We start from the raw sequence: 20,909 nt of genomic DNA, 5'->3' as shown, positions 1-20,909 counted from the left end.
ACGAGCGGAGGCGGGCGGCCTCACGCGGAGGGCGGCGGCGTCAGGCGGAGAGCGGGATCGCCTCGTCGTCGACCGCCGCCGTCACGTCCGGGAAGACCTCGAAGAGGCGGCGTACGCCGAGGGCGGCGAAGACGCGGTTCACGTGCGAGCCGTCCTCGGCGCCCTTCGCGGGCAGGATCAGGCGCAGGCGGCCCTGGCAGGAGCGGAACAGGCGGCGCGTGGCTATCAGCACGCCGACGCCGCTCGAGTCGCAGAACAGGACGTCGGAGAGGTCAAGGACAAGGCTGTGGCGACCGTCGGCCACCGCGTCGTGCACGCGCTGGCGCACGATGGGCGAGGTCACCAGGTCCATCTCGCCTGACACCCGCAGAACGGCCCAGCCGTCCTGCTCGTCCACCGCCACCTGCAGCGTCACTCGCACGCCTCTCGCTCGCTGATACCGCTCGCTCGTAGCTCTGCTCGCCTATGCGGAAGCCTTCCCTACGCTTCCTGCGTACGTCGCGGCTGCCCCACCTCTTCCCCATGAAACACCAGGAACGCCTTTCCCTATCATCCGAGGCCGGACAGCGGCGTACTTTGCCGCAAAGGGAGCGTGTTGTCGGCGGTGGCGACTACATTCGATGGGGAGTTAGCAAGGAACGGCACGCGAGGGGGCCGCATGGCGAAGGACGCGCCGCGTCGCTGGGACCGTCGCATGCAGCAGCGGCTTGCGCACGGGGAGGCCGCCGCACTCGGCGAGCTGTACGACCGCTTCGCCTCGCTCGTGCACGGCCTCGCCCACCGCGTGCTCGGCGACGAGGACGCCGCCGACCGGCTCACCCGCGAGGTCTTCGCCCACATCTGGGAGAACCCCGACGCGTACGACCCCAGGCAGGGCCCCCTGCGCTCCTGGGTCGCCACGCTCACCCACCAGCGGGCCGTCCGGCGGCTGCGCCAGACCGAGGCCGCCGCCCTCGCCCGTGGCGGCGAAGGCACCACGGAGGACCTGGAGCGCAAGGTGCGCCGCGCCTCGGCCGCCGCCCGCGCGGACTACATCGTCACGGCCATGCCCGCCCCGCTGCGCGCCGCCCTCGAGCTCGCCTACTTCCAGCGGCGCGACTACCGCCAGACGGCGGCCGATCTCGGCGTGACGGAGGACGAGGCGCGGCGCCGTCTCCGGCTCGGCCTGCAGCTGCTCTCCACCGCGAACGACGTGGCGGGGCCCGTGGAGCCGCATCCCGCGACGGGCCCGCCTCCCGGTTACGGGAGAGCGTTGTGAACGGGCCCGACCGGCAAGACCCGTTCGAGGAACCGAACCGCCCCGAGAGCGGAGAGGGCGCGCAGGGCCGGGGCGAGCAGAAGGACGCCCGCAGGCCGCCCCGCATACCGCTGCCCCGCACCTCCATAGAGGACACCGGCAACCCCTTGCCCGATCCTCCCCTCGCCCTCGACCACCGCGTTCTGAAGTCCCTCCTCGGGGCCTGGGCTCTCGCCGCCTGCTCCGTCGACGAAGCCATCGCCGTCGAGGAACACCTGGGGCACTGCGGGCCCTGCGCGGAAGAGGCCCTGCGGCTGCGCGACGCGGTGGGCCTGCTGCACCAGGAGGAGAGCCTCGACCTCGACCCGGGCCTGCGCAACCGCGTCATCGCGAGCTGCCTGGGGCGGCGCCCACCACGCATCCCGGTACCCGAGTGGGCCATGCCGTACGACGCGGAGACCGCGCGGCTCGACGCGCTCCTGCGCGACATCGGCACATCGGAGTGGCACGCTCCGGTGCAGCTGCGGTGGTTCGACGAGGACCACCCCGTCAGCCGCGAGACGACGGTGGCCGGGGTGATCGCGCATCTCCTCGCCGTCGACGGCCTGGTCGCGCTCGCCCTCGGCCTCGACGACCCGCTGGGCAGGGAGGGAACGCCGCCCTCCGACCCCAGCCGCCGCACCGAGGCCTACTGGAGCGCTTCGTACTTCCCGCCCACGCGCGGGGTGCGCGGCCCCTGGCGCGAGCAGAGCCATGAGCTGATCCGCACGGTGTCCTTCACGGCAGGCGGCGCGTACGGCCCCGGCTCGGGCCGCCTCGCCGTTCCGTACAGCGCCCCGGACGACGAGGGCCGCCGCGTCGAACTGCCGTTGCGGGACTCGATGCTCGACCGCGCCTTCGAGTGCTGGATCCACGCGGGCGACATCGCCGACGCCGTGGACTATCCCTACGCGCCGCCGTCCCCGCGCCATCTGCACCGCATGATCGACCTCGCCGCCCGGCTGCTCCCCGGCACGCTCGCCGCGCGCCGCCGCTCTGGCCTCGCCGACCCGTCGCACGGCCTGGTGGCGGCGGGCGCTCCCGGCCGCAGCCTGCGCCTGGAGATCGAAGGCATGGGCGGCGGCGAGTGGTTCATCCCGCTCGACTCCCCCGGCGCCGAGGCGTCGGCGGACCGTGAGGTGGCCCATGTCGCGCTGGACGGCGTCGAGTTCTGCCGCCTGGCCGCGGGCCATGTTTCTCCCCAGGAGGCGGCAGCGGGGCAGGACGGGGACCGCAGGGCGATCAAGGACGTGCTGTCCGCGGCGGCGTCGCTGAGCCGTATGTAAGGCGTCGAGCCATATGTGTCGTATGTCGTATGCAGAGGGCCGAGCGAAGAGCCGCCGCTAGGCGAAGACGACCGTGCGGTGCCCGTTCAGCAGGATCCTGCGCTCCGCATGCCACTTCACGGCCCGCGCAAGAGCCTGGCACTCCACGTCACGGCCGATCGCGACCAGCTGGTTCGGCGTGACGTCGTGGCCGACCCGCTCGACCTCCTGCTCGATGATCGGCCCCTCGTCGAGGTCCGCCGTCACATAGTGCGCGGTCGCGCCGATCAGCTTCACACCGCGCGCGTGCGCCTGGTGGTAGGGCTTCGCACCCTTGAAGCTCGGCAGGAAGGAGTGGTGGATGTTGATGATCCGGCCGCTGAGCTGCTTGCAGAAGTCGTCCGAGAGCACCTGCATATAGCGGGCGAGGACGACGAGCTCCACGTTCTCGCCGCGCACGACCTCAAGGATCTGCGCCTCGGCCTGCGCCTTGTTGTCCTTGGTCACCGGGATGTGGTGGAAGGGGATGCCGTACGACGCGACCAGCTCGGCGAAGTCCGTGTGGTTGGAGACGACCGCCGCGATCTCGACCGGCAGTGCGCCGATCCGCGAACGGAACAGCAGGTCGTTCAGGCAGTGCCCGAACTTGGACACCAGGAGGACGATGCGCATCTTGTCGTCGGCGCGGCCCAGCTGCCAGTCCATGTGGAAGGAGTCACCGATCGCCGCGAAGCTCGCCCGCAGCTTCTCCACCGTCACCGGCGGCTCCGCCGAGAAGTGGACGCGCATGAAGAAAAGACCGGTGTCACGGTCGCCGAACTGCTGACTGTCCTCGATGTTGCACCCGGTCATGAAGAGGTAACTCGACACGGCGTGCACGATGCCCTGCTTGTCCGGGCAGGCGAGGGTGAGGACGTACTGCTCAGCGGGGTCGGCGGACGCGGCGACGGACGGCTCGTTCATGCGCCCAAGGTTCCCACAATCGGGCACCCCCCTGGTCCGCCCTTCCAGAGGTCGGGACCGGGCCGCCGCATGTGAGGGCCTAGCTGGCGGCCCGCGTCATGATCCGAAGGATCTCAAGCGTCCGCGGCGGCACATCCGGCTCTTCCCCGTCACTCACGGAGAGCCGCACATGGGCCTCCCGCGCCGCCCGGACCGCCTCCGGCCACCCCGGGTGATCCAGATAGGCGGAGACCAACGCGTCGGGCCCGACCTCGTGCATGATCCGCAGGACCCTCAGCACCGCAGCGTCGACGAGGGCCGCCTCCTCCGCATCGCGGAAGATCGTCCCGACGTACTTCTCGGCGGACCAGTTGTCGAGCCACGTGTCCTCGACCAGGCGGTATACGGCGTCAGTCACGTCCCCGTACTCGTCGCGCCCGGCGAGCCAGCACTCACGCTGGAACCCCGGGTCGGAGAGCATGTGCAGCGCCGAGCGCACGTTGCTGCGCCAGCGCCACCACGGCATGTCGTTCGTTGGCATGCCGCCCATGGTGCTTGAGCGACTGCCGCGACGGGAAGAGTTCTCCGAACCTTGCACGGTCATCGATCGTACGTTCCCCCTTCGCGCCGCCGAATCGGCCCCTGCCATTCACCTTCTTGTCACCATGCGTTGAGAGCGCGTCACTCCATGGTTGGCACTGCGGCGGAATCGTGCATGACCATGCCCGCCTCGCGACGCACCTTGCTCCCCCGCCGCCCCTCAAGCCCCTCAAGCCCCTCCAAGACCGCATCGCTCGCCGCGGTCGCCCTGGTGGCGGTCTGTGCGTCCCTGACCACCGCGTGCGGGGTCATCCCTGGTTCCACGGGGGGATCCAGGGAAGACCCCGTGACCGTCATGACCTGGGCCCCCGAGAAGACCAAGGCGACCAACAAACCCGGCATCCCCGCCATGGCGCAGGCCTACGCGCGCTGGGTCAACGCGAACGGCGGGCTCGACGGCCACAAGCTCAAGGTCATCACCTGCAACGACCACAACGACCCGGTGGGCGCCGCCGACTGCGCCCGCGAGGCGGTCGACAAGGAGGTCGCGGCCGTCGTCGGCTCCTACAGCCAGCACGGCCAGTCCTTCCTCTCCCCCCTCCAGGTCGCCGGAATCCCCTACATAGGCGGATACGGCGTCACCGACGAGGAGTTCAGCAGCCCCCTGTCGTACCCCGTCAACGGCGGCCAGCCGGCGCTCATGGCGGGCAACGGCAGACAGCTCGCCGCCCGCTGCGAACGCGTCTCCCTCGTACGCCCCGACACGATCGCAGGCGACGATCTCCACAAGCTCCTGGACGCGGGCCTCACCGAAGGCCACCGGAGGCCATCCGCCGACATCCGGGCACCCGAGGACGGCACCGACTTCACGGGCCAGGCCGAGCAGGCACTGCAGCGCGCGGGCACCGGCGGCTGTGTGACGGCGGCGCTCGGCGAGCGCACGGACACGTTCTACGACTCCTACCGGCGCACCCGGGACACGTACCCGACCACGAAGATCTCCTCCGTGCTCGGCAGCGTCGACCAGTCCCTCGTCGACCGCACGGGCGGCGGCGAAGGACCGTACGAAGGCGCCTACGTCACCGGCTGGTACCCGGCGGCGAGCGATGCCCGCTGGGACGAGATGCGCGAGGCCATCCGCCGGCAGGCCTTCGGCGACAACAGGATCGACCCGACGGACGCGGGCGTGCAGACGACATGGATCGCCTACACCGTCCTGAAGAAGGCCGTCGAGTCGCTCGACGGCGGCGAGGTCTCGTCGCGGACGCTGCGGCGGGCCCTCGACCAAGGGCTCAAGGTCGAGACGGGCGGCCTCACGCCCACCTTGAGCTGGCGCTTCAAGGACATGCTCGCGGCGAGCGACTTCCCGCGCCTGATCAACGCCGACATCACGTTCCAGGTGGTGCGGGACGGCCGCCTGGTGCCCGCGCGCAAGGGCTTCGTGAACGTCTCGAAGACCCTGGAGCGGGTGCAGTAACCCGCTGCAGGACCCCACACCGTCGGTGTCCTACAGCTGTGACTTGTCGCGCGTGGTGAGCCCGTACTGCTTGGCGATGGTGTTCCACAGCCCGGCCGCTTCCTGCTTGGCCGTGGTCGCCTCGCCGCTCGACTTGTTCCCGGCGACCGCCTGCGGCGTCCCGTGGGCGCGGCCCTTCTTGCAGCCCTTCTTGCCCGCGACCTGGCCCGCCCACGCGGCGTAGTGGTTGTCGGCCGCGGCGGACGCCTTCCAGGCCTTGGTGAGGGACGCGGTCAGCTGGGCGTTGGCCGGGAGCTTGTCCACGGAGAGCTGCGAAAGGCGCGTGACCAGGCCGTTGCGCTGCTTGGCCGCGTTGCGCAGATCGGTGGCCGACTGACCGAGGTTGTCGCACTTTCCTACGTTGCGGACGGCGGCGATCACCGAGTCGCGGCTGTTGTTGCTGTCGGCGAGGAGCTTGTCCAGGGCGACGGCCTGCTCCTTGGCCGGGTCGACGGTCGGCGAGGGTTTCTCGTCGGACGGCGCGGACTCGGAGACGGTCTTGGGGCTTTCCTTCTCCTCGTCACCGCCGCCGCTGAGGAGGGCGCCCGCTCCGACGCCGATCAGTGCGATGACGACACCGATGGCCGCGAAGAGCGGCACCTTCGAGCCGGTGCGGCCCCCGCCGCGCGACGCGGGGGCGGCGGCAGCGGCTCGGCGCGCGGCACGTCCTCCGCCTCCGCCGTCCCCGTACGCGGGGGCCTGGGCCTGGGCGGCGGGCTGCGGCGGCTCGAAGCGGGGCATCTGCTGCGTCGACGCGGGGCCTTCGGGCTCCGGCTGCTCGGTGCGGAAGAGGCTGTCGAACTCGGCGGGCGGCTGCCGGTCACCCGGGGCGCCGGGCCGTATCCCGAAGGGTGCCTTGCCGGGTTCGGCGGGCACGGGGGCGATGTACTGCGTGGGCTCGCTGTCGGAACCGGCCGCGGGGGGCATCGGCGCGCCCGGCATGGGCGAGCGCCCCAGGAACTGCGTGGCCTCTCCGGCGGGCGCCTCGGGCGGCAGGGCGCCGGGGGCCACGGGCGGTATGTACTGCGTGGCACCTTCGTCGACCCCGGCTCCGTTGCCGGGCACCGCGGGTATGTACTGCGTCGCGTCCGCGTCACCCGGGGCGACGGGCGGCAGCGGTGCGACGGCACCTGCGACGGGCGGCAGCGGTGCGCCCGCGCCGGAGCCGCCGGGGGGAAGCTGCCCGGCCTGGACGGCAGGCGGAAGCTGCCCCGCCTGCCCTGCCTGACCTGACTGCCCTGCCTGACCTGACTGCCCTGCCTGACCGGCCGGGGGAAGCGGCTGTCCCGGCTGTCCGGGGTACGCGGCGTCGGCGGGCTGCCCCGCGTGGGCCCCGCCCGCGCCCGGCCCCGCGTAGGGGCCGTCGGCGGCGTGCTGGCCCGCATGCTGACCCGCGTGCTGGCCGCCCTGAGCCTGGCCCGCGTACGGCCCGCCCTGGGGCTGTCCGCCGTACCCGGCACCCTGCGCCTGGCCGCCGTACGAGGCGCCCGAGGGCTGCCCTCCGTACGAAGCGCCCGGAGCGTACGAAGCGTCCGAGGGCTGGCCCCCATAGGACTGCTGGCCACCGTAGGACTGCTGGCCCTCGTAAGACTGCTGGCCCCCGTAAGAAGGGCCCTGCGGATAGCCCTGATGCTGCGCGCCCTCGGCGGGCAGCGGGGTGCCCGCGCCGTAGGACTGCTGCTGGCCGGCCGCGGAGTCCCACGCCTGGCCGGAGCCGGGCTGCGGGTCCGCCGGTGCCGGGCCCCACGGCTGGCCCCAGGGGCTGCCGCCGGGAGGGGCCACGTGGTCGCCGGTGGTGCCGGGCATCAACGGCTCGCTTCCGTCGGCAGGCAGCACGATGCCTTCGTGCGCGTGCCGGTCCGCGGGATGCGGATCGGAGGAAGCGGCGCCATGCCCGCTCTGCTGCGTCACCGGGACTCCTACATATGGGGGAACCTACGGAACCGTCGGCTCACGCTACCGGGTCCCCACAGCCCTCTGCTACGCAGCTCAAACCTCTGTAGCCGCATAAATCGCGGAAGTAACAAAAGCTCTCCGCGAAACGCTGGTTACGTCACCAGGAAGGATCGCTCGCGCACGGAAGTTGGACATTCACGGTACGGAAAGGGCGGGGACGGGCCACGTTCACTGTTGCGCGACACACATCACAAATTCTTCACGCGCCCGATCCCGCACCGATCCCGCGCCCGGCCCGCGCCCCTTCACGCCGCCTGGATGTCCACTCGCGCCCCGAACTCCCTTACCACCGGCTCCTCCCGGTACGGCGCGAGCCGGTCCTGCAAGTCCTCCAGGTACTCCGCGCCGCGGTTGGACCGCAGCGTGCCGAGGAGTTCGACCGCCTTCAGGCCCGTGTGGCACGCCTGCTCGACGTCCCGCCGCTGCACCTGCGCGGTGGCGAGCAGGACGAGACCGATCGCCCGCCGCCGCGCCCGCGTCTCGGGATGCCCCGCGAGAGACTCCTCCGCGCTGCGCGCCGCCGCGTCCGCCTGCCCCAAGTCACGGTGACAGTGAGCGAGTTCATCGGCCAGATACGCGTGGTCGAAGTGCCGGATCCACACCGGGTCGTCGCCCGACTCCGCCTGCCCCGCCGCCCGGTCCATCGCCTCGACCGCATGGCCCGCGACCACCTGCGTCGACCGCCCGTCCCCGAGCAGCGCGTGCCCCCTCGCCTCGGCGGCGTAGAACATGGCCTCCGCGCGCGGGGTGACCCGGCCGCGCGTCCCCTCCTGGGCCGCCCGCGCCAACTGCGCGATCTCTCTCGGATTTCCCAGCTGGGCCGCGAGATGGCTCATGGACGCGGCAAGGACATAGCCGCCGTAACCCCGGTCGCCCGCGGCCTGCGCGAGCCGCAGCGCCTGGATGTAGTAGCGCTGGGCCAGGCCCGGCTGGCCCGTGTCCACCGCCATGTACCCGGCGAGTTCCGTCAACCGCGCGACGGCGGCGAACAGTTCACGCCCCACGGACTCGCGGTACGAACCGGCGAGCAGCCCCGACACCACGCTGTTCAGGTAGTGCACGACGACCGGCCGCACATGCCCGCTGCCGTACTGATGGTCCAGCTTCGTCAGTGCCTCCGTCATGGCCCGCACCGCCGCCACGTCACAGAGCCCGACCCGCGGCCCCGCCATCCGCCCGACCTGCGCGTCAGGGGACGAGATCAACCAGTCCCTGCTCGGCTCGACGAGCGCGGACGCGGCGACCGACGAACCGGACAGGAAGTCCCGCCGCCCCACGTCACTGCGCCACAGCTCGCAGACCTGCTCGATGGCGCCGAGCACGGTGGGCGAGAACTGCAGACCGACGCCGGACGCGAGGTTCTTGCCGTTCGCCATGCCGATCTCGTCGATCGTGACGGTCCGGCCCAGCTTGCGGCCGAGGGCTTCCGCGATGATGCCGGGCGCCCTGCCGCGCGGCTGCTGGCCCCGCAGCCACCGGGCGACCGACGTCTTGTCGTAGCGCAGGTCGAGACCATGCTCCGCGCCGCACATGTTGACCCGGCGGGCCAGGCCCGCGTTCGAGCAACCCGCTTCCTGAATGAGTGCCTGCAGCCTTTCATTGGGCTGCCGCGCGACGAGCGGCCTTGCGGCCATGGCGTACCCCCTGATGTGCACCGTGGTTCATCTGGACGGACCGGACGGAGAGGCCGGAATCAGCCACCCCAGATGATCAATGCCCTTGGAACAAACGGAAGATGCACCACAAACGGACCATAAGTCGGTAACCGGGCTGCTTCTTCGGAGTGCCCCAGTCTTGGCTACCCGCACATGGAACCCATTCCCCATGCGCGCCCCCGCCCGTGCACCCATGCGCCCCACATGCAGGATCGATGCTCCGCCCCCGCGCACACGACGGCCGTAACCGTAGGTGTCGGACGGAGTTGAGATGTCCGTGGAAGAGACCTTGGGAGTCACGTCAGCCGCGCACATCCCGAAGCAGCGCGGAGAATCCTTGCTGGACACGGCCGTGCGATACGCGGAAGAGCGCCACTGGGACGTGTTCCCGGGGACGTGGCTCGAGTCCGTCGAGGGGTCCGAAATCTGCTCGTGCGGTGACACCGCGTGTACGACGCCCGGTTCGCACCCGGCGCGCGAGGACTGGGCGACGCAGGCGACGGGGAGCGCGACCGTGGCCAGGCGGCTGTGGACCAAGCAGCCGAAGTCCTCGATCCTGCTGCCGACAGGCCGTACGTTCGACGCGATCGACGTACCGGAGACGGCCGGGTTCCTCGCGCTCGCCCGCATGGAGCGCATGGAGCTGACACTCGGCCCCGTGACCTGCACGCCCGATCGCCGGATGCAGTTCTTCGTCCTCCCCGGAGCCACCGCGAAGGTGCCCGACCTCGTACGCAAGCTGGGGTGGCCGCCGGCCACGATCGACCTCGTGTCGCTGGGCGAGGGAGCGTACGTGGCGGCGCCGCCCACGCGGTTCGGGGCGTTCGGCGCCGTGCAGTGGGCCTGCCGCCCCACCGCGGCGAACCGGTGGCTCCCCGACGCGGAGGAGATCATCTCGCCGCTGGCGTACGCGTGCGGGCGGGAGGCGCGCAGATAGAGCCTGTCCGGCGATTGAGGGCGAACTCGGCGGAGCCGGTGATCGGCGGTGCGCAGGACGTATCGTGCGAATCCAGCGGCGGCGACGAAGGGCGGACACGGTGAGCGAGCCAGCATCGGCAGCACCACCGGCGGTACGGGTACAGGGACTGTGGAAGGCCTTCGGCCAGCAAGTCGCCGTCGCCGGGATCGACCTCACCCTCCCCGCGGGCAAGTTCATCGGCCTCGTCGGCCCGAACGGCGCGGGCAAGACCACCACCCTCTCCATGGTGACCGGACTCCTCCGCCCGGATCAAGGCACCGTGGAGGTCGTCGGCCACGACGTATGGGCCGACCCCGTCCAGGTCAAGGCCCGCATCGGCGTCCTCCCCGAAGGGCTTCGCCTCTTCGAGCGCCTCTCGGGGCGCGAACTCCTCGCGTACACCGGACGGCTGCGCGGGCTCCCCGGCGACGAGGTCGACAAGAGGGCGACCCAGCTCCTGGACGTACTGGACCTCGCGGGCGCCCAGCACAAACTGGTCGTCGACTACTCGACAGGCATGCGGAAGAAGATCGGCCTCGCCGCGGCCCTGCTCCACAACCCCGAAGTCCTCTTCCTCGACGAGCCCTTCGAGGGCGTCGACCCGGTGTCCGCACAGATCATCCGCGGCGTCCTGGAGCGCTACACCGCATCCGGCGCCACCGTCGTCTTCTCCTCGCACGTCATGGAACTCGTCGAATCGCTCTGCGACTGGGTCGCCGTGATGGCGGCGGGACGCATCCGCGCCCAGGGCACCCTCGCCGAGGTGCGCGGCGCCGCACCCTCGCTCCAGGAGGCGTTCCTGGAGCTGGTCGGCGCCAACGGACGCGACAACGGCTCACACCTCGACTGGCTGGGCGGCGGCACCCGATGAGCGCGCCGACGACGACGTCCGCGCCCGCCCCTGCCTCCGCCCCCTCCATCACCCCCGTCTTCGTACGTCTCAAGCTCTCGCTTCTGCGCAACGGCCTGCACCAGTCGTCCGGACGCCGCGCCGCCTACATCGCGTCCGTCGTCGCGGCGCTCCTCGTCGCCGCACTCCAGCTCCTCGGCCTGATCGCCCTGCGCGGCAACGAACACGCCGCCACCGTCTCCGTCCTGCTCACCGCGGTGCTCGCGCTCGGCTGGGCGGTGATGCCGCTGTTCTTCCCCAGCGGCGACGAGACCCTCGACCCCACCCGCCTGGTGATGCTGCCGCTGCGCCCGCGGCCACTGGTGCGCGCCCTCCTCGTGGCGTCCCTGGTGGGCATCGGCCCGCTCTTCACCCTCTGCCTCGCCCTCGGCTCGGTCATCTCCCTCGCACACGGTGCGGCGGCGGCCGTCACCGGCGTCATCGCCATCGCGCTGACCCTGCTCGTCTGCGTGGCCCTCGCGCGCACCGTCGCCGCCGCCAACATCCGCCTCCTGACCAGCCGCAAGGGGCGCGACCTTGCCGTTCTGAGCGGCCTGGTCATCGCGATCGGCGCGCAGCTCGTCAACTTCGGGGCGCAGCGGCTCGGTTCATCGGGCCTCTCGCAACTCGAACCGACGGCGGACGTCATCCGCTGGATCCCGCCCGCCTCGGCGATCGGCGCCGTCGACTCCGTGAGCGAGGGATCGTACGCGGCGGGGATCGCGCAACTGGCCCTGAGCGCCGCCGCGCTCGCCGCCCTCCTCGCCCTCTGGCAACGCAGCCTCACCCACCTCATGACGACCCCCGACGGCTCGACGCTCGCGGCGGCGGAACCCACCAAGGGCCGCGCGGCGCGCGGCCCGGGCAGGCTGCTGCCCGGCGGGCGCACCGGCACGGTCATGGAACGCAGCCTGCGCTACGTGTGGCGCGACCCGAAGACGAAGGCGGCCTGGGTGACATCCCTGGCCATCGGGCTCATCGTGCCGCTCTTCAACGCCCTGCAGGGCACAGGGTCGATCTACTTCGCGTGCTTCGCGGCCGGGATGCTCGGCGTCCTGATGTACAACCAGTTCGGCCAGGACACCTCGGCGTTCTGGATGGTCGCGACGACGATCTCGTCGACGTACGACGCGTACATCGAACTCCGCGCCCGCGCACTGGCACTGATAGTGATCACCGTTCCGTACGCCACCCTGGTGACGGTCATCACGGCGGCCGTGCTCGGCGACTGGACCGGCCTGCCGGAGGCGCTCGGCCTCTCCTTCGCCCTGCTCGGCGCGATGCTGGCGACGGGCGCGTGGACATCGGCCCGCTTCCCGTACTCGATCCCGCAGGAGGGCTACAAGAACGTGGCCCCCGGGCAGGCGGGCCTGGCCTGGATCTCGATCTTCGGCGGAATGGTCGCCGCGGCCCTGCTCTGCGCCCCGGTCATCGCCTTCACCATCTGGCTGCACGTATCGGGCGCGGACTCCTGGACGTGGCTGCTGCTGCCCCTCGGCGGGGCCTACGGAGCCGCGATCACGTACTTCGGCGTACGACTGGCGGCGCCGAGGGTGGCGCGGCGGCTGCCGGAGATCCTGACGGCGGTCAGCAGGGGCTGAGAGGCGCCGGTGCTGTGCCGGGGTGCGGGGGTGCGGGGGGTCACCTTCGCCAGAACAGGTGGTGCGTCACGCCGCTCGGGCTCGGCACGACCTCCAGGTGGAACCGGTCGAGCAGTTCGTCGGGGGAATCCCAGAGGCGCAGTCCGGACCCGAGCTGTATCGGCGCCACCGCCACATGCAGGGTGTCGACGAGATCGGCATCGAGGAACTGCCGGATGGTGCTGACCCCGCCGCCGAGTCGGACGTCCTTGCCCCGCGCCGCTTCCCGCGCCCGTTCGAGGACCGCGGCCGGATCGCCGTCGACGAAGTGGAACGTGGTGTCGGAGAGCGTGAACGACGGCCGCTCGTGATGGGTCATGACGAACACCGGTGTGTGGAACGGGGGCTCGTCCCCCCACCAGCCCTGCCACTCATGGTCCTGCCAGGGCCCGCGCTGGGGCCCGAACTTGTTGCGGCCCATGATCTCGGCGCCGACGTTGCGTGCGAAGTCCCGCGTGAAGTAGTCGTCGAGACCCCGGCTCCCTCCGGAATCCGTACGCATGGGCCAGCTCGCGGTGGCTCCGGCCCAGGAGAACAGCCTCTCGGGACGGTCGAGGCCGAACGGCAGATCGAGCCTCTGGTGCTCACCGGCACCGGCACCGATGCCGTCACCCGAGACGTTGAAGTTCATGACTCTCAGCAGTTGATCCACGTCTTCCCTCGCCAGTTCCTGTCACGTCATCGCGCGGCGGGGTGCCGCACACCATGACGTCGAACGAGATGGGGCCGGATCGACAGCGGCCGACAACTTTTATTGGAGCCAGGGAACGCAGACGACCCGCGAGCCGTGGTCCCCGCCGTACGGGACGGCGGGAAGCCGGCCGGACTCACCGGCGGCTCGCGGGTCGGGTGACTGCTTGGGATTGGGCCGGTTGCACGCACATCACACGTGCTGGTCCGGCGCCGAAATCGAGTTGCGACGACGGGCCACTAGCCCGCAGTCACCTCACGCGTCCGGTTTCCATACATCTGCCGAACCACCTCCCTTCGTGTGTACGTGCCACCCTAGGAACGGGCCTGTCCGTCGCACAAGCGATTTTTGGGGAGCTTCGCTCGAGCCTTTGGGGGCAACGATTTCGTCCAACTTCTGGGAAGTACCTGTGGGCTGCGTCACGTTCGAGTTCAATGATCTGACGTGCGGTACATGCGTAAGTCGCAGAACATGCAGCTCATGAGGACACGGCCTGCAGGGGGTGCCAGGTGAGTGCTTCCCGGCGTAGTGGGACCACCGATGAGCTCGGGCCTGAAGAACCCGGGCCCGGTGGGGCCGAATTGCTTGCGGCATTGCTTGACGGGATGGACGCCGCGTTGTGTGCGTTCGATGCCGATGGGGTGGTGACGCACTGGAATCGTGAGGCCGAGCGGATTCTCGGCTGGTCGGCGGCGGAGGCCGTCGGGCGGCAGGGGTTCTCGGGATGGGCGGTGCGGACGGCCGACGCCGAGGAGGTCGAGGCGCGGCTCCTGTCGGCCATGGACGCGCACGGGCGGCAGGTGCACGAGTTCGCGCTCCTGACGAAGGACGGCGGGCGGGTGCTCGTGCGGACCCAGTCCGCGGCCGTGCGGGGCGGGGACGGTAAGCCCGCCGGGGTGTACTGCGCCTTCAGCGAGGTCCACGCGCAGATCGACCTGGAGCGGTCCATCGCGCTGAGCGAGGCCCTGCTCGAGAACGCGTCGTGGGGTGTGGTGCTCGTCGACGCCGATCTCCGTCCTGCCGTGGCGAACGAACATGCCGCGCGGGCCCTGGGGATGGGGCGTACGGCTCTGCTGGGGCGGCCCCTGGGGGAATTGCTCGGGCAGGGCGTGGAGGAGCTGGAGAGCGCGCTGAGCCATGTGCTCGCCGAGGGGGCGCCGCCCGCGCCCGCCGAGATGTGGCTGTCCGTGCGGGCCACGGAGAGCGGTGAGCCGGAGCGGCGTTGCTGGCGCAGCGGCTTCCTGCGGCTCGCATCGCCGCTCGCGGAGGAGCCGGTGCCCCTGGGGGTCGCCTGGCTCTTCCTGGACGTCACGGAGGCCAAGCAGACGGAGCAGGAGGCGGCGCAGTTGCGCTTCCGTTCGCAGCAGTTGCACCGGGCCTCGCGGGCGGCGGGCGAGTGCGAGGACCCGACCGAGGCGGCGACGGTCCAGCTGGACTTCGCCCTTGCCGGGTTCGCCGACCACGCGCTGATCGACCTGGTGGCCTCCCAGACGGCGGACGGGGAGCCGGTGCGGCTCATCCGTGTCGCCGCCACGCCCGCAGGCGCCCCGGGGCCGTGTCTGCCGGTGGCCAAGGCGGGCCTGCCCGTCCGCTATCTGGAGGGCCACCCGGCCCCGCAGTGCGTGGACCGGGTGGGTTCCGTACGGGCCAGCGCGGGCACCGCGCCCCCCGAGCGCGCCCGGGGGTGGGCGGCGGCCAGGCAGTGGCCGGAGGACTCCGTCCACGCCCTGTGCACGGTGCTGCGCAGCCGGGGCAGGACGCTGGGGGTGGTGACGTTCCTCCGGGGTGCGAGCCGCACCCAGTTCGAACGGGCGGACGCGACGTATGCGGAGAGCGTCTCGGCGAGGGTTGCGGCTTCGCTTGATCTGGCGGGGGTGTTGGGCGCGGGGTGAGCCTGTGCGGGGGGGCGGGCTCACCTCATGCGGGGTGCGGGCTTCCAGGGCGCCGCTTCGCGGCGATTTTTTCCCGCCCACCCGCCCGAAACCCCGGGTGATCGGGTGGATGGGCGGGAGATATCCGTCGCGAAGCGGCGGTCCAGGCGCACCACCCACCAGTCCGACAGGCCCCGCGCCCCGGTCCCAGGCCCAGGGGCCCGACTAAGCCGCGTGCAGCGCCAGCGTCGGGGAGAGGCGTGCCGCCCGTACCGCCGGGTACAGGCCCGCCACCGTGCCGATGACCAGCGTCGCGCCGAAGCCGCCGCTCACCGCCCACAAGGGGACCACCCAGGGGAGTCCGCCCGACGCCGCGTACGCGCCGGTCGCCGCCGCGCCCAGTGCGATGCCCGCCAGGCCGCCGAGGCCGGACAGCATCAGGGACTCCGTCACGAACTGGATCCGGATCTGTCCCTTCGTCGCGCCCATCGAGCGGCGCAGACCGATCTCGTACCGTCTCTCCAGGACCGAGATGATCATGGTGTTGGCTACTCCGACTCCTCCCACGAGCAAGGCGATTCCGCCGAGGCCGAGGAGGAGCGTGGAGAACGCGCCCTCCGTGGCCGCCTTCGCCTTGAGTGCCGAAGAGGGGTCCGTCACCTGGACGTTGCGCGGGTTCTCCGGGTCGATCGAGGCGGCGAGCAGGCTGCGGACGTCGTGCACCGAGTCGTCGGTCGACCGCTCGTACACCGATGTCGGGCGGCCGTCGAAGCCGAGCTCGCTCTTCGCCGCCTCCCAGCCCACCAGGGCCGAGCGCTCGACGTCCGGCGAGAGCGGCAGCGGGTCGAGGATGCCGACGACCGTGAAGTAGCGGTCGTCCACCCAGACCTGCTGGCCGGGCTCCGTGATGCCGAGGCGGTCGGCCGCGACGTGGCCGAGGACGATCGACGGGTAGCGGCTGTTGGCCGCGTTGAACCACGTGCCGTGTCCCGTCTCGCCGCGAAGGACCTTCAGCAGGCCCTCGGTCGCCGCCTTGACGGAGATGCCGCCGGTCTCGTCCTCGGGGATCTTCTCGCTGCGCCGCACACTGCGTTCGAGGTCACCGGTCGCTCCTACGTCCCGTACGCCCTCCACGCGGGAGACCCGGCCCGCCGCGTCACGCGGGAGCACCACCTTCTCCCCGGAGAACATGGGCTCCCCGGGGGAAGCCACCAGCATGTTCGTGCCCAATTCGTCCAGTTCGCGCATGAGTTGCGCCTTGCTGGAGGAGGAGATGCCGACCACCGCGATCATCGTGGCGATCCCGATGGCGATGCCGAGCGCCGACAGGACGACCCGCACGGGGCGGCTGCGCAGTCCCGCCGAGCCGACGTGGAGGACGTCCCGGGGTCCGAGCCGCGCCGCCTTCAGCCGCGTACTCCTGACCTTCTTCGTACGGATCATCCGGCGAGCACCCCCTCGCCAACCACGGCGCCTGTATCCGCCACCACCTGCCCGTCCCGGATCCGCACCTGTCGCGGCAGCCTCTCCGCGATCTCCGTGTCGTGCGTGATGACGGCGATCGTCGAGCCTTCCGCGTTGAGGTCGTGGAGCAGCTCCATCACCGCTTCGCCGGACGCCGAGTCCAGCGCCCCGGTCGGCTCGTCGGCGAGGAGCAGGTCCGGCGCTCCGACCACCGCACGCGCGATGGCGACGCGCTGCTTCTGGCCGCCGGAGAGTTCGTGCGGGCGGTGCTTCATGCGGTCGGCGAGGCCGACGCGGTCGAGGGCCTCCGCGGCCCGCGCTCGGCGCTCCCCGCGCGAGAGGCCGGAGTACAGGAGCCCTTCCGCCACGTTGTCGCGCGCGCTGATCCCCGGCACCAGGTGGAACGCCTGGAAGACGAAGCCGATGTGCCGTGCGCGCAGCGCGGAGAGGCTGCGGTCGGCGAGCGTGGCGACGTCGTGTCCCGCGATGGCCACCGAGCCTTCCGATGGGCGGTCGAGGGTGCCGATGATGTGCAGCAGCGTCGACTTGCCGGACCCGGAGGGGCCGACGATGGCGAGGAGTTCGCCCTCCTCCACCTTCAGGTCCACTCCGCGCAGGGCGGCGACACCGCCCGGGTACTCCTTGGTGACCCCGCCCAACTCCACGACGGCGCTCGTGTCTCTCATATCTTGGGTACCCCGACCAACATGTCGTCCTTCAGGCCGCCGCCGGTGACCTCGACCCGCCCCTGACCGAACATGCCGAGTTCGACCTTCACCTGGCGGGCGCGGCCGTGTTCGACGACCTGGACGCCGTAGCCGCCGCCGGGCAGTGCGAGCAGGGCGTTGACGGGGACGGAGAGGACGTTCTCGCGGGTCTCTCCGGTGAGGTTGACCGTCACCGGGGACTGGTCGAAGCCGTCGACCTTGCCGGGGTCGTCGAAGGAGACCGTCACCGGGATCTTGGGGGTCTTGTCGGCCGGGTCGTCGCCCGGCTTGGCGGTCTTGCCGACGGAGGCGACCTCGCCCTTGACCGTCGAGCCGTCCGGCAGGTCCACGGTGACCTTGGTACCCACCTTGGCGAGCTTCCCCTCGGCGACGTCGAGCTGGAAACGTACGACCCGCTCGGCGCCCGTCGTGGCGAGCACCGGCTTGCCCGGCGCGACCTGGTCGCCGACGGCCGACTCGGTGGACTTCACGCGGACGCCGCCCGGCGAGAAGGCGATCTGGTCGGGGCCGACGCGGCCCGTCCGCTTCTCGTCGTGCGCCTTCTGCCACTGCTTGACGGCGGCCGCCGTACCCGCCGTGTACTCGTCGTCGACGGCGAGTCCGGCCCCGTACCCGAGCGCCTGGAGATTCTCCTCGAGCTGCCGTACGTCGTTGCCCTCGTCGCCGCTCTTCAGCGTGCGGTACATGGGCTCGGTGCCGTACATGAGGCGTACCGGGATGCCGTTGACCTCGTACAGGCGCCCGTCGCGTTCGATCGTCGAGCCGTTGCCCGTGGACCAGGTGAGGGTGCCTGTGGTGCCCGCGTTGATCTTGCGTTCCTTGGCGTAGCCGAGGGTGCCGTCGGTCTGGGTTCCGCTGCTGAGGTCGCCGCGTTCGACGGGGGCGGTGGCGGGCGGGAGTCCGGCGTCCTGGCGCACGGATCCGTCCTTGCCGTTGTCGGCGAGCGCGGTGACGGCGACGCCGCCTCCGGTGATCGCGAGCAGGGCCACGACGGTGGCGACGACGGCGGTGCGGCGCCTCACGCGACGATGTCCTTGCACGCCTTGGCGGCCTTCTCCATCTTCTTCGCCTCGGCGCCCTCGGGCATCTTCTGGGCTTCCATGGCGCCGCCGTCGAACTTCGGGTCGGGCATGTTGTAGCCGTTCTCGCGCATACACCGGGCGTACTTCAGCATCTTGTCCTTGTCGGCCTGCGAGGGCGCTCCGGCGCCCGCGCTGCCGCCCTTGCCGGTGCAGGCCTTCATGGCGGCCTGCATCTTCTCCTTGCTCATGTCACCGCCGATGGTGATCCCGCGGGCGTCCTCGCCGGACTTGGGCTCGGACACCTTGAGGCCGTGCTTGCGCAGGCACTCGCGCTCCTTGAAGGCGGCGTCGGCCTGCTTTCCCTTGCCGCCGTCGGCCTTGTCCTGGCTGCTGCTTTCGCCGCCGCCGGAGGAGCAGGCTCCGGCGAACAGGGCGAGTGCGGCGAACCCCGTCGCGATGGCTCCTGAGCGCGTACGAGTCCTCATGGCGTCCCCTTCACTGATCACGTCACTGGTCGCGTCACTGGTCGCGTTGTGGCGCTCAGGCTCGCGGGAAGCGAGGTTTCGTTTCTCTCAACGGAGACGCTTACACCGACGAAAGGTGCACTTCAGGTACACAGGGCCGCATGCGCGTACTGCTGGTGGAGGACGAGGAATTCCTGGCCGAGATGATCGCCGACGGGCTGCGCCGCGACGCGCTCGCGGTCGATGTCGCGGCCGACGGCCTGACGGCGCTGCGCAAGCTACAGCTCGGCGAGTACGACGTCGTCATCCTGGACCGGGACCTGCCTGGCCTGCACGGCGACGAGGTGTGCCGCAGGGTGGTCTCGCAGCGGCTGCTCACCCGGGTCCTGATGCTGACGGCGTCGGCCACGATCCGGGAGCGGGTCGCGGGCCTCGGCCTGGGCGCCGACGACTATCTGACCAAGCCCTTCGCGTACGACGAACTCCTCGCCCGTGTTCTCGCCCTCGGCCGCCGCACGCGCCCCGCGCTCCCGCCCGTCATCGAACGCGCGGGCCTTGTCCTGGACACGGCCCGCCGCCAGGCCAGCCGTGAGGGTCGCCATCTCGCGCTCTCCCGCAAGGAGTTCGCGGTCCTTGAGGCGCTGCTGCGGGCGGACGGCGCGGTGGTGAGCGGCGATGACCTGATCGAACAGGTCTGGGAGGAGGACACCAGCTACCGCACGAACGCGGTCCGCGTCACCCTCTCCAAACTCCGCGGCAAGCTGGGCGAACCGCCGGTGGTGGAGACGGTCCCGGGTGCGGGCTACCGGATCACGGGCCGGTCGGCGTGAGGCGGCTTCGCGTGGACCGGCTTGGGGTGGGGCGCCGCGCCCCGGCCCGTGTCCGGATGATGCGCCGCCCGGCCATGCGCAGCGAACGTGCCCGACTCACCGCCCTCTACGGCGGCATGCTCCTCCTCGCGGGCGCGCTGCTCACCGGGCTCGTCTACTTCCTGGTGCGCCAGGGTCTCTACTCCTCCATCAGCACCGCCGTCACCACCGCCGTCCCCGCCCGCAGAATGCATCCGCCCTGGCGGATGCCCACCCCGGCCGCGTCCGCGTCGGTCGCGAAGCCGATGCCCGCCGACGACGGCACGTTCCGCGAAGTCACTCCGGGGCTCGCCATCACGAAGATCAGCGATGTCGCCGAGCAGGCTGCCCTGAGCAGGCTGCTCACCGTGTCCGTCATCGTGCTGTTCGTCTACGCGGCGCTCTCCATCCTGCTCGCCTGGTGGATGGCGGGCCGCGTCCTGCACCCGGTGGCCGTGATCACCGGCACCGCGCGGCGCCTGTCCGGCGAGAACCTGCACGAGCGGATCGCGCTCGACGCCCCGCCCGGCGAGCTGAAGCAGCTGGCCGACACCTTCGACGAGATGCTCGGTCGGATAGAGCGACTGGTCGGGGCGCAGCAGCGGTTCGCCGCCAATGCCGCGCACGAGCTGCGCACCCCGCTCGCCGTCCAGCGGGCCGCCGCCGAGATCGGGCTCGCCGGGGAGCCCGACACGGAACAGGTGGCCCGCATCCGTACGAAGCTCATCTCCGTCGCCGACGACAGCGAGCATCTGATCGAGGGGCTGCTGCTCCTCGCCACCTCGGAGCAGGGTCTAGAGCGGCGTGAGCCGATCGCCCTGGACGTCATTGCCGACGCGGTGACACGGGGGCTCGCGGGGCGGGCCGCCGAGCGGGACGTCACCCTCTCCCTGCACGCGGAGCCGCTCACCGTGCAGGGCGACGGGGTTCTCCTCGACCGCCTCGTGCACAACCTGGTGGCGAACGCCGTGGACTACAACGTCAAGGGCGGGCGGGTCGATGTGCGCACAGGGCCCGACGGCATCGAGGTCACCAACACCGGGCCCGTCGTCCCGCCGGAAACAGTGCCGCGCCTCTTCGAGCCCTTCCGGCGCCTGCGGGAACGTACCCACGCGCGCGGTGAGGGTGCGGGCCTCGGCCTGTCCATCGTCGCCGCGATCGCCCGCGCGCACGGCACACGGGCG

At 71.3% G+C, this 20,909-nt stretch carries 19 protein-coding genes; 9 read left to right on the top strand and 10 right to left on the bottom strand.

Features of this window, described 5'->3' with window-relative positions; genetic code table 11:
- Positions 1 to 40 precede the first annotated feature (40 nt).
- Entirely contained in the window at positions 41 to 415 is a 375-nt protein-coding gene (locus ACFQ7F_RS18165; protein ID WP_383271439.1) for an STAS domain-containing protein, read from the bottom strand.
- Between the two features lie 243 nt (positions 416 to 658).
- On the opposite strand from ACFQ7F_RS18165, the gene ACFQ7F_RS18160 reads away from it, so the two are divergent.
- Together ACFQ7F_RS18160 and ACFQ7F_RS18155 are read left to right on the top strand one after the other, a co-directional pair.
- A complete protein-coding gene (locus ACFQ7F_RS18160; RefSeq protein ID WP_383271437.1) occupies positions 659 to 1,258 on the top strand; it encodes a sigma-70 family RNA polymerase sigma factor in 600 nt (199 codons plus the stop codon).
- Positions 1,255 to 2,562: an MDMPI N domain containing protein gene (locus tag ACFQ7F_RS18155; protein WP_383271435.1), complete on the top strand. Its 1,308-nt coding sequence runs from the start codon at positions 1,255 to 1,257 to the stop codon at positions 2,560 to 2,562. The genes ACFQ7F_RS18160 and ACFQ7F_RS18155 overlap by 4 nt, the downstream gene beginning before the upstream one ends.
- 57 nt (positions 2,563 to 2,619) lie before the next feature.
- On the opposite strand, the gene purU is transcribed toward ACFQ7F_RS18155, so the two are convergent.
- On the bottom strand, positions 2,620 to 3,504 hold the full coding sequence (gene purU, locus ACFQ7F_RS18150) for a formyltetrahydrofolate deformylase (protein ID WP_383271433.1): 885 nt from the start codon (positions 3,502 to 3,504) through the stop codon (positions 2,620 to 2,622).
- A 79-nt stretch (positions 3,505 to 3,583) separates the two neighbouring features.
- Positions 3,584 to 4,087 carry a hypothetical protein gene (locus ACFQ7F_RS18145; RefSeq protein ID WP_383271431.1) on the bottom strand — a complete coding sequence of 168 codons (504 nt, stop codon included), beginning with the start codon at positions 4,085 to 4,087 and terminating at the stop codon, positions 3,584 to 3,586.
- A gap of 111 nt (positions 4,088 to 4,198) precedes the next feature.
- Between ACFQ7F_RS18145 and ACFQ7F_RS18140 the strand changes: the two genes are divergently transcribed.
- A complete protein-coding gene (locus ACFQ7F_RS18140) occupies positions 4,199 to 5,500 on the top strand; it encodes an ABC transporter substrate-binding protein (protein WP_383271429.1) in 1,302 nt (433 codons plus the stop codon).
- A 30-nt stretch (positions 5,501 to 5,530) separates the two neighbouring features.
- Here the strand turns inward: ACFQ7F_RS18140 and ACFQ7F_RS18135 are convergent, their stop codons facing one another.
- Both ACFQ7F_RS18135 and ACFQ7F_RS18130 read right to left on the bottom strand, forming a co-directional pair.
- The gene (locus tag ACFQ7F_RS18135; RefSeq protein ID WP_383271427.1) at positions 5,531 to 7,450 is read right to left on the bottom strand and encodes a hypothetical protein; all 1,920 of its coding nucleotides are present in this window, start codon (positions 7,448 to 7,450) and stop codon (positions 5,531 to 5,533) included.
- Between the two features lie 290 nt (positions 7,451 to 7,740).
- Entirely contained in the window at positions 7,741 to 9,129 is a 1,389-nt protein-coding gene (locus ACFQ7F_RS18130; protein ID WP_383271425.1) for a transcriptional regulator, read from the bottom strand.
- 292 nt (positions 9,130 to 9,421) lie between these two features.
- Between ACFQ7F_RS18130 and ACFQ7F_RS18125 the strand changes: the two genes are divergently transcribed.
- From ACFQ7F_RS18125 to ACFQ7F_RS18115, 3 genes are all read left to right on the top strand, one after another.
- Positions 9,422 to 10,087, top strand: a complete 666-nt coding sequence (locus ACFQ7F_RS18125; protein ID WP_383271423.1) for a bifunctional DNA primase/polymerase — start codon at positions 9,422 to 9,424, stop codon at positions 10,085 to 10,087.
- 100 nt (positions 10,088 to 10,187) lie between these two features.
- Positions 10,188 to 10,979, top strand: coding sequence for an ABC transporter ATP-binding protein (locus ACFQ7F_RS18120; RefSeq protein WP_383271421.1), 792 nt, complete (start codon positions 10,188 to 10,190; stop codon positions 10,977 to 10,979).
- Entirely contained in the window at positions 10,976 to 12,598 is a 1,623-nt protein-coding gene (locus tag ACFQ7F_RS18115; RefSeq protein ID WP_383271419.1) for a transporter, read from the top strand. The genes ACFQ7F_RS18120 and ACFQ7F_RS18115 overlap by 4 nt, the downstream gene beginning before the upstream one ends.
- Before the next feature lie 40 nt (positions 12,599 to 12,638).
- Here the strand turns inward: ACFQ7F_RS18115 and ACFQ7F_RS18110 are convergent, their stop codons facing one another.
- On the bottom strand, positions 12,639 to 13,289 hold the full coding sequence (locus ACFQ7F_RS18110; protein WP_383271417.1) for a dihydrofolate reductase family protein: 651 nt from the start codon (positions 13,287 to 13,289) through the stop codon (positions 12,639 to 12,641).
- Positions 13,290 to 13,837: 548 nt separating this feature from the next.
- On the opposite strand from ACFQ7F_RS18110, the gene ACFQ7F_RS18105 reads away from it, so the two are divergent.
- Positions 13,838 to 15,220, top strand: a complete 1,383-nt coding sequence (locus tag ACFQ7F_RS18105; protein WP_383271415.1) for a PAS domain-containing protein — start codon at positions 13,838 to 13,840, stop codon at positions 15,218 to 15,220.
- 204 nt (positions 15,221 to 15,424) lie between these two features.
- Here the strand turns inward: ACFQ7F_RS18105 and ACFQ7F_RS18100 are convergent, their stop codons facing one another.
- Genes ACFQ7F_RS18100 through ACFQ7F_RS18085 form a run of 4 tightly spaced genes read right to left on the bottom strand, consistent with a single transcriptional unit; the run spans position 15,425 to position 18,898 of the window.
- Complete coding sequence (locus ACFQ7F_RS18100) at positions 15,425 to 16,642, bottom strand: ABC transporter permease (RefSeq protein WP_383271413.1); 1,218 nt, start codon at positions 16,640 to 16,642, stop codon at positions 15,425 to 15,427.
- Entirely contained in the window at positions 16,639 to 17,349 is a 711-nt protein-coding gene (locus tag ACFQ7F_RS18095; protein ID WP_383271411.1) for an ABC transporter ATP-binding protein, read from the bottom strand. Before ACFQ7F_RS18095 ends, ACFQ7F_RS18100 begins: the two co-directional genes overlap by 4 nt.
- The gene (locus ACFQ7F_RS18090) at positions 17,346 to 18,413 is read right to left on the bottom strand and encodes a peptidoglycan-binding protein (protein WP_383271409.1); all 1,068 of its coding nucleotides are present in this window, start codon (positions 18,411 to 18,413) and stop codon (positions 17,346 to 17,348) included. The genes ACFQ7F_RS18095 and ACFQ7F_RS18090 overlap by 4 nt, the downstream gene beginning before the upstream one ends.
- Positions 18,410 to 18,898 carry a hypothetical protein gene (locus tag ACFQ7F_RS18085; RefSeq protein WP_383271407.1) on the bottom strand — a complete coding sequence of 163 codons (489 nt, stop codon included), beginning with the start codon at positions 18,896 to 18,898 and terminating at the stop codon, positions 18,410 to 18,412. The genes ACFQ7F_RS18090 and ACFQ7F_RS18085 overlap by 4 nt, the downstream gene beginning before the upstream one ends.
- Before the next feature lie 140 nt (positions 18,899 to 19,038).
- Here ACFQ7F_RS18085 and ACFQ7F_RS18080 point away from each other — a divergent pair, with 140 nt between their 5' ends.
- On the top strand, positions 19,039 to 19,707 hold the full coding sequence (locus ACFQ7F_RS18080; RefSeq protein ID WP_383271405.1) for a response regulator transcription factor: 669 nt from the start codon (positions 19,039 to 19,041) through the stop codon (positions 19,705 to 19,707).
- A 74-nt stretch (positions 19,708 to 19,781) separates the two neighbouring features.
- Positions 19,782 to 20,909: sensor histidine kinase (locus ACFQ7F_RS18075; protein WP_383271403.1), on the top strand; the 1,128-nt coding region annotated here is incomplete at its 3' end.

The sequence above is a fragment of the Streptomyces sp. NPDC056486 genome (genome assembly GCF_042795295.1).
In the GTDB taxonomy this organism is placed as follows: Bacteria; Actinomycetota; Actinomycetes; order Streptomycetales; family Streptomycetaceae; genus Streptomyces.
The sequence above is the reverse complement of the archived record's forward strand: the minus strand, read 5'-3'. Positions and strand labels throughout refer to the sequence as shown.

Coding starts and splice junctions, on each gene's coding strand:
- ACFQ7F_RS18160 (WP_383271437.1), top strand. CDS start 659: ATGGCGAAGGACGCGCCGCGTCGCTGGGACCGTCGCATGCAGCAGCGG.
- purU (WP_383271433.1), bottom strand. CDS start 3,504: ATGAACGAGCCGTCCGTCGCCGCGTCCGCCGACCCCGCTGAGCAGTAC.
- ACFQ7F_RS18145 (WP_383271431.1), bottom strand. CDS start 4,087: ATGACCGTGCAAGGTTCGGAGAACTCTTCCCGTCGCGGCAGTCGCTCA.
- ACFQ7F_RS18140 (WP_383271429.1), top strand. CDS start 4,199: ATGACCATGCCCGCCTCGCGACGCACCTTGCTCCCCCGCCGCCCCTCA.
- ACFQ7F_RS18130 (WP_383271425.1), bottom strand. CDS start 9,129: ATGGCCGCAAGGCCGCTCGTCGCGCGGCAGCCCAATGAAAGGCTGCAG.
- ACFQ7F_RS18125 (WP_383271423.1), top strand. CDS start 9,422: ATGTCCGTGGAAGAGACCTTGGGAGTCACGTCAGCCGCGCACATCCCG.
- ACFQ7F_RS18115 (WP_383271419.1), top strand. CDS start 10,976: ATGAGCGCGCCGACGACGACGTCCGCGCCCGCCCCTGCCTCCGCCCCC.
- ACFQ7F_RS18100 (WP_383271413.1), bottom strand. CDS start 16,642: ATGATCCGTACGAAGAAGGTCAGGAGTACGCGGCTGAAGGCGGCGCGG.
- ACFQ7F_RS18095 (WP_383271411.1), bottom strand. CDS start 17,349: ATGAGAGACACGAGCGCCGTCGTGGAGTTGGGCGGGGTCACCAAGGAG.
- ACFQ7F_RS18085 (WP_383271407.1), bottom strand. CDS start 18,898: ATGAGGACTCGTACGCGCTCAGGAGCCATCGCGACGGGGTTCGCCGCA.
- ACFQ7F_RS18080 (WP_383271405.1), top strand. CDS start 19,039: ATGCGCGTACTGCTGGTGGAGGACGAGGAATTCCTGGCCGAGATGATC.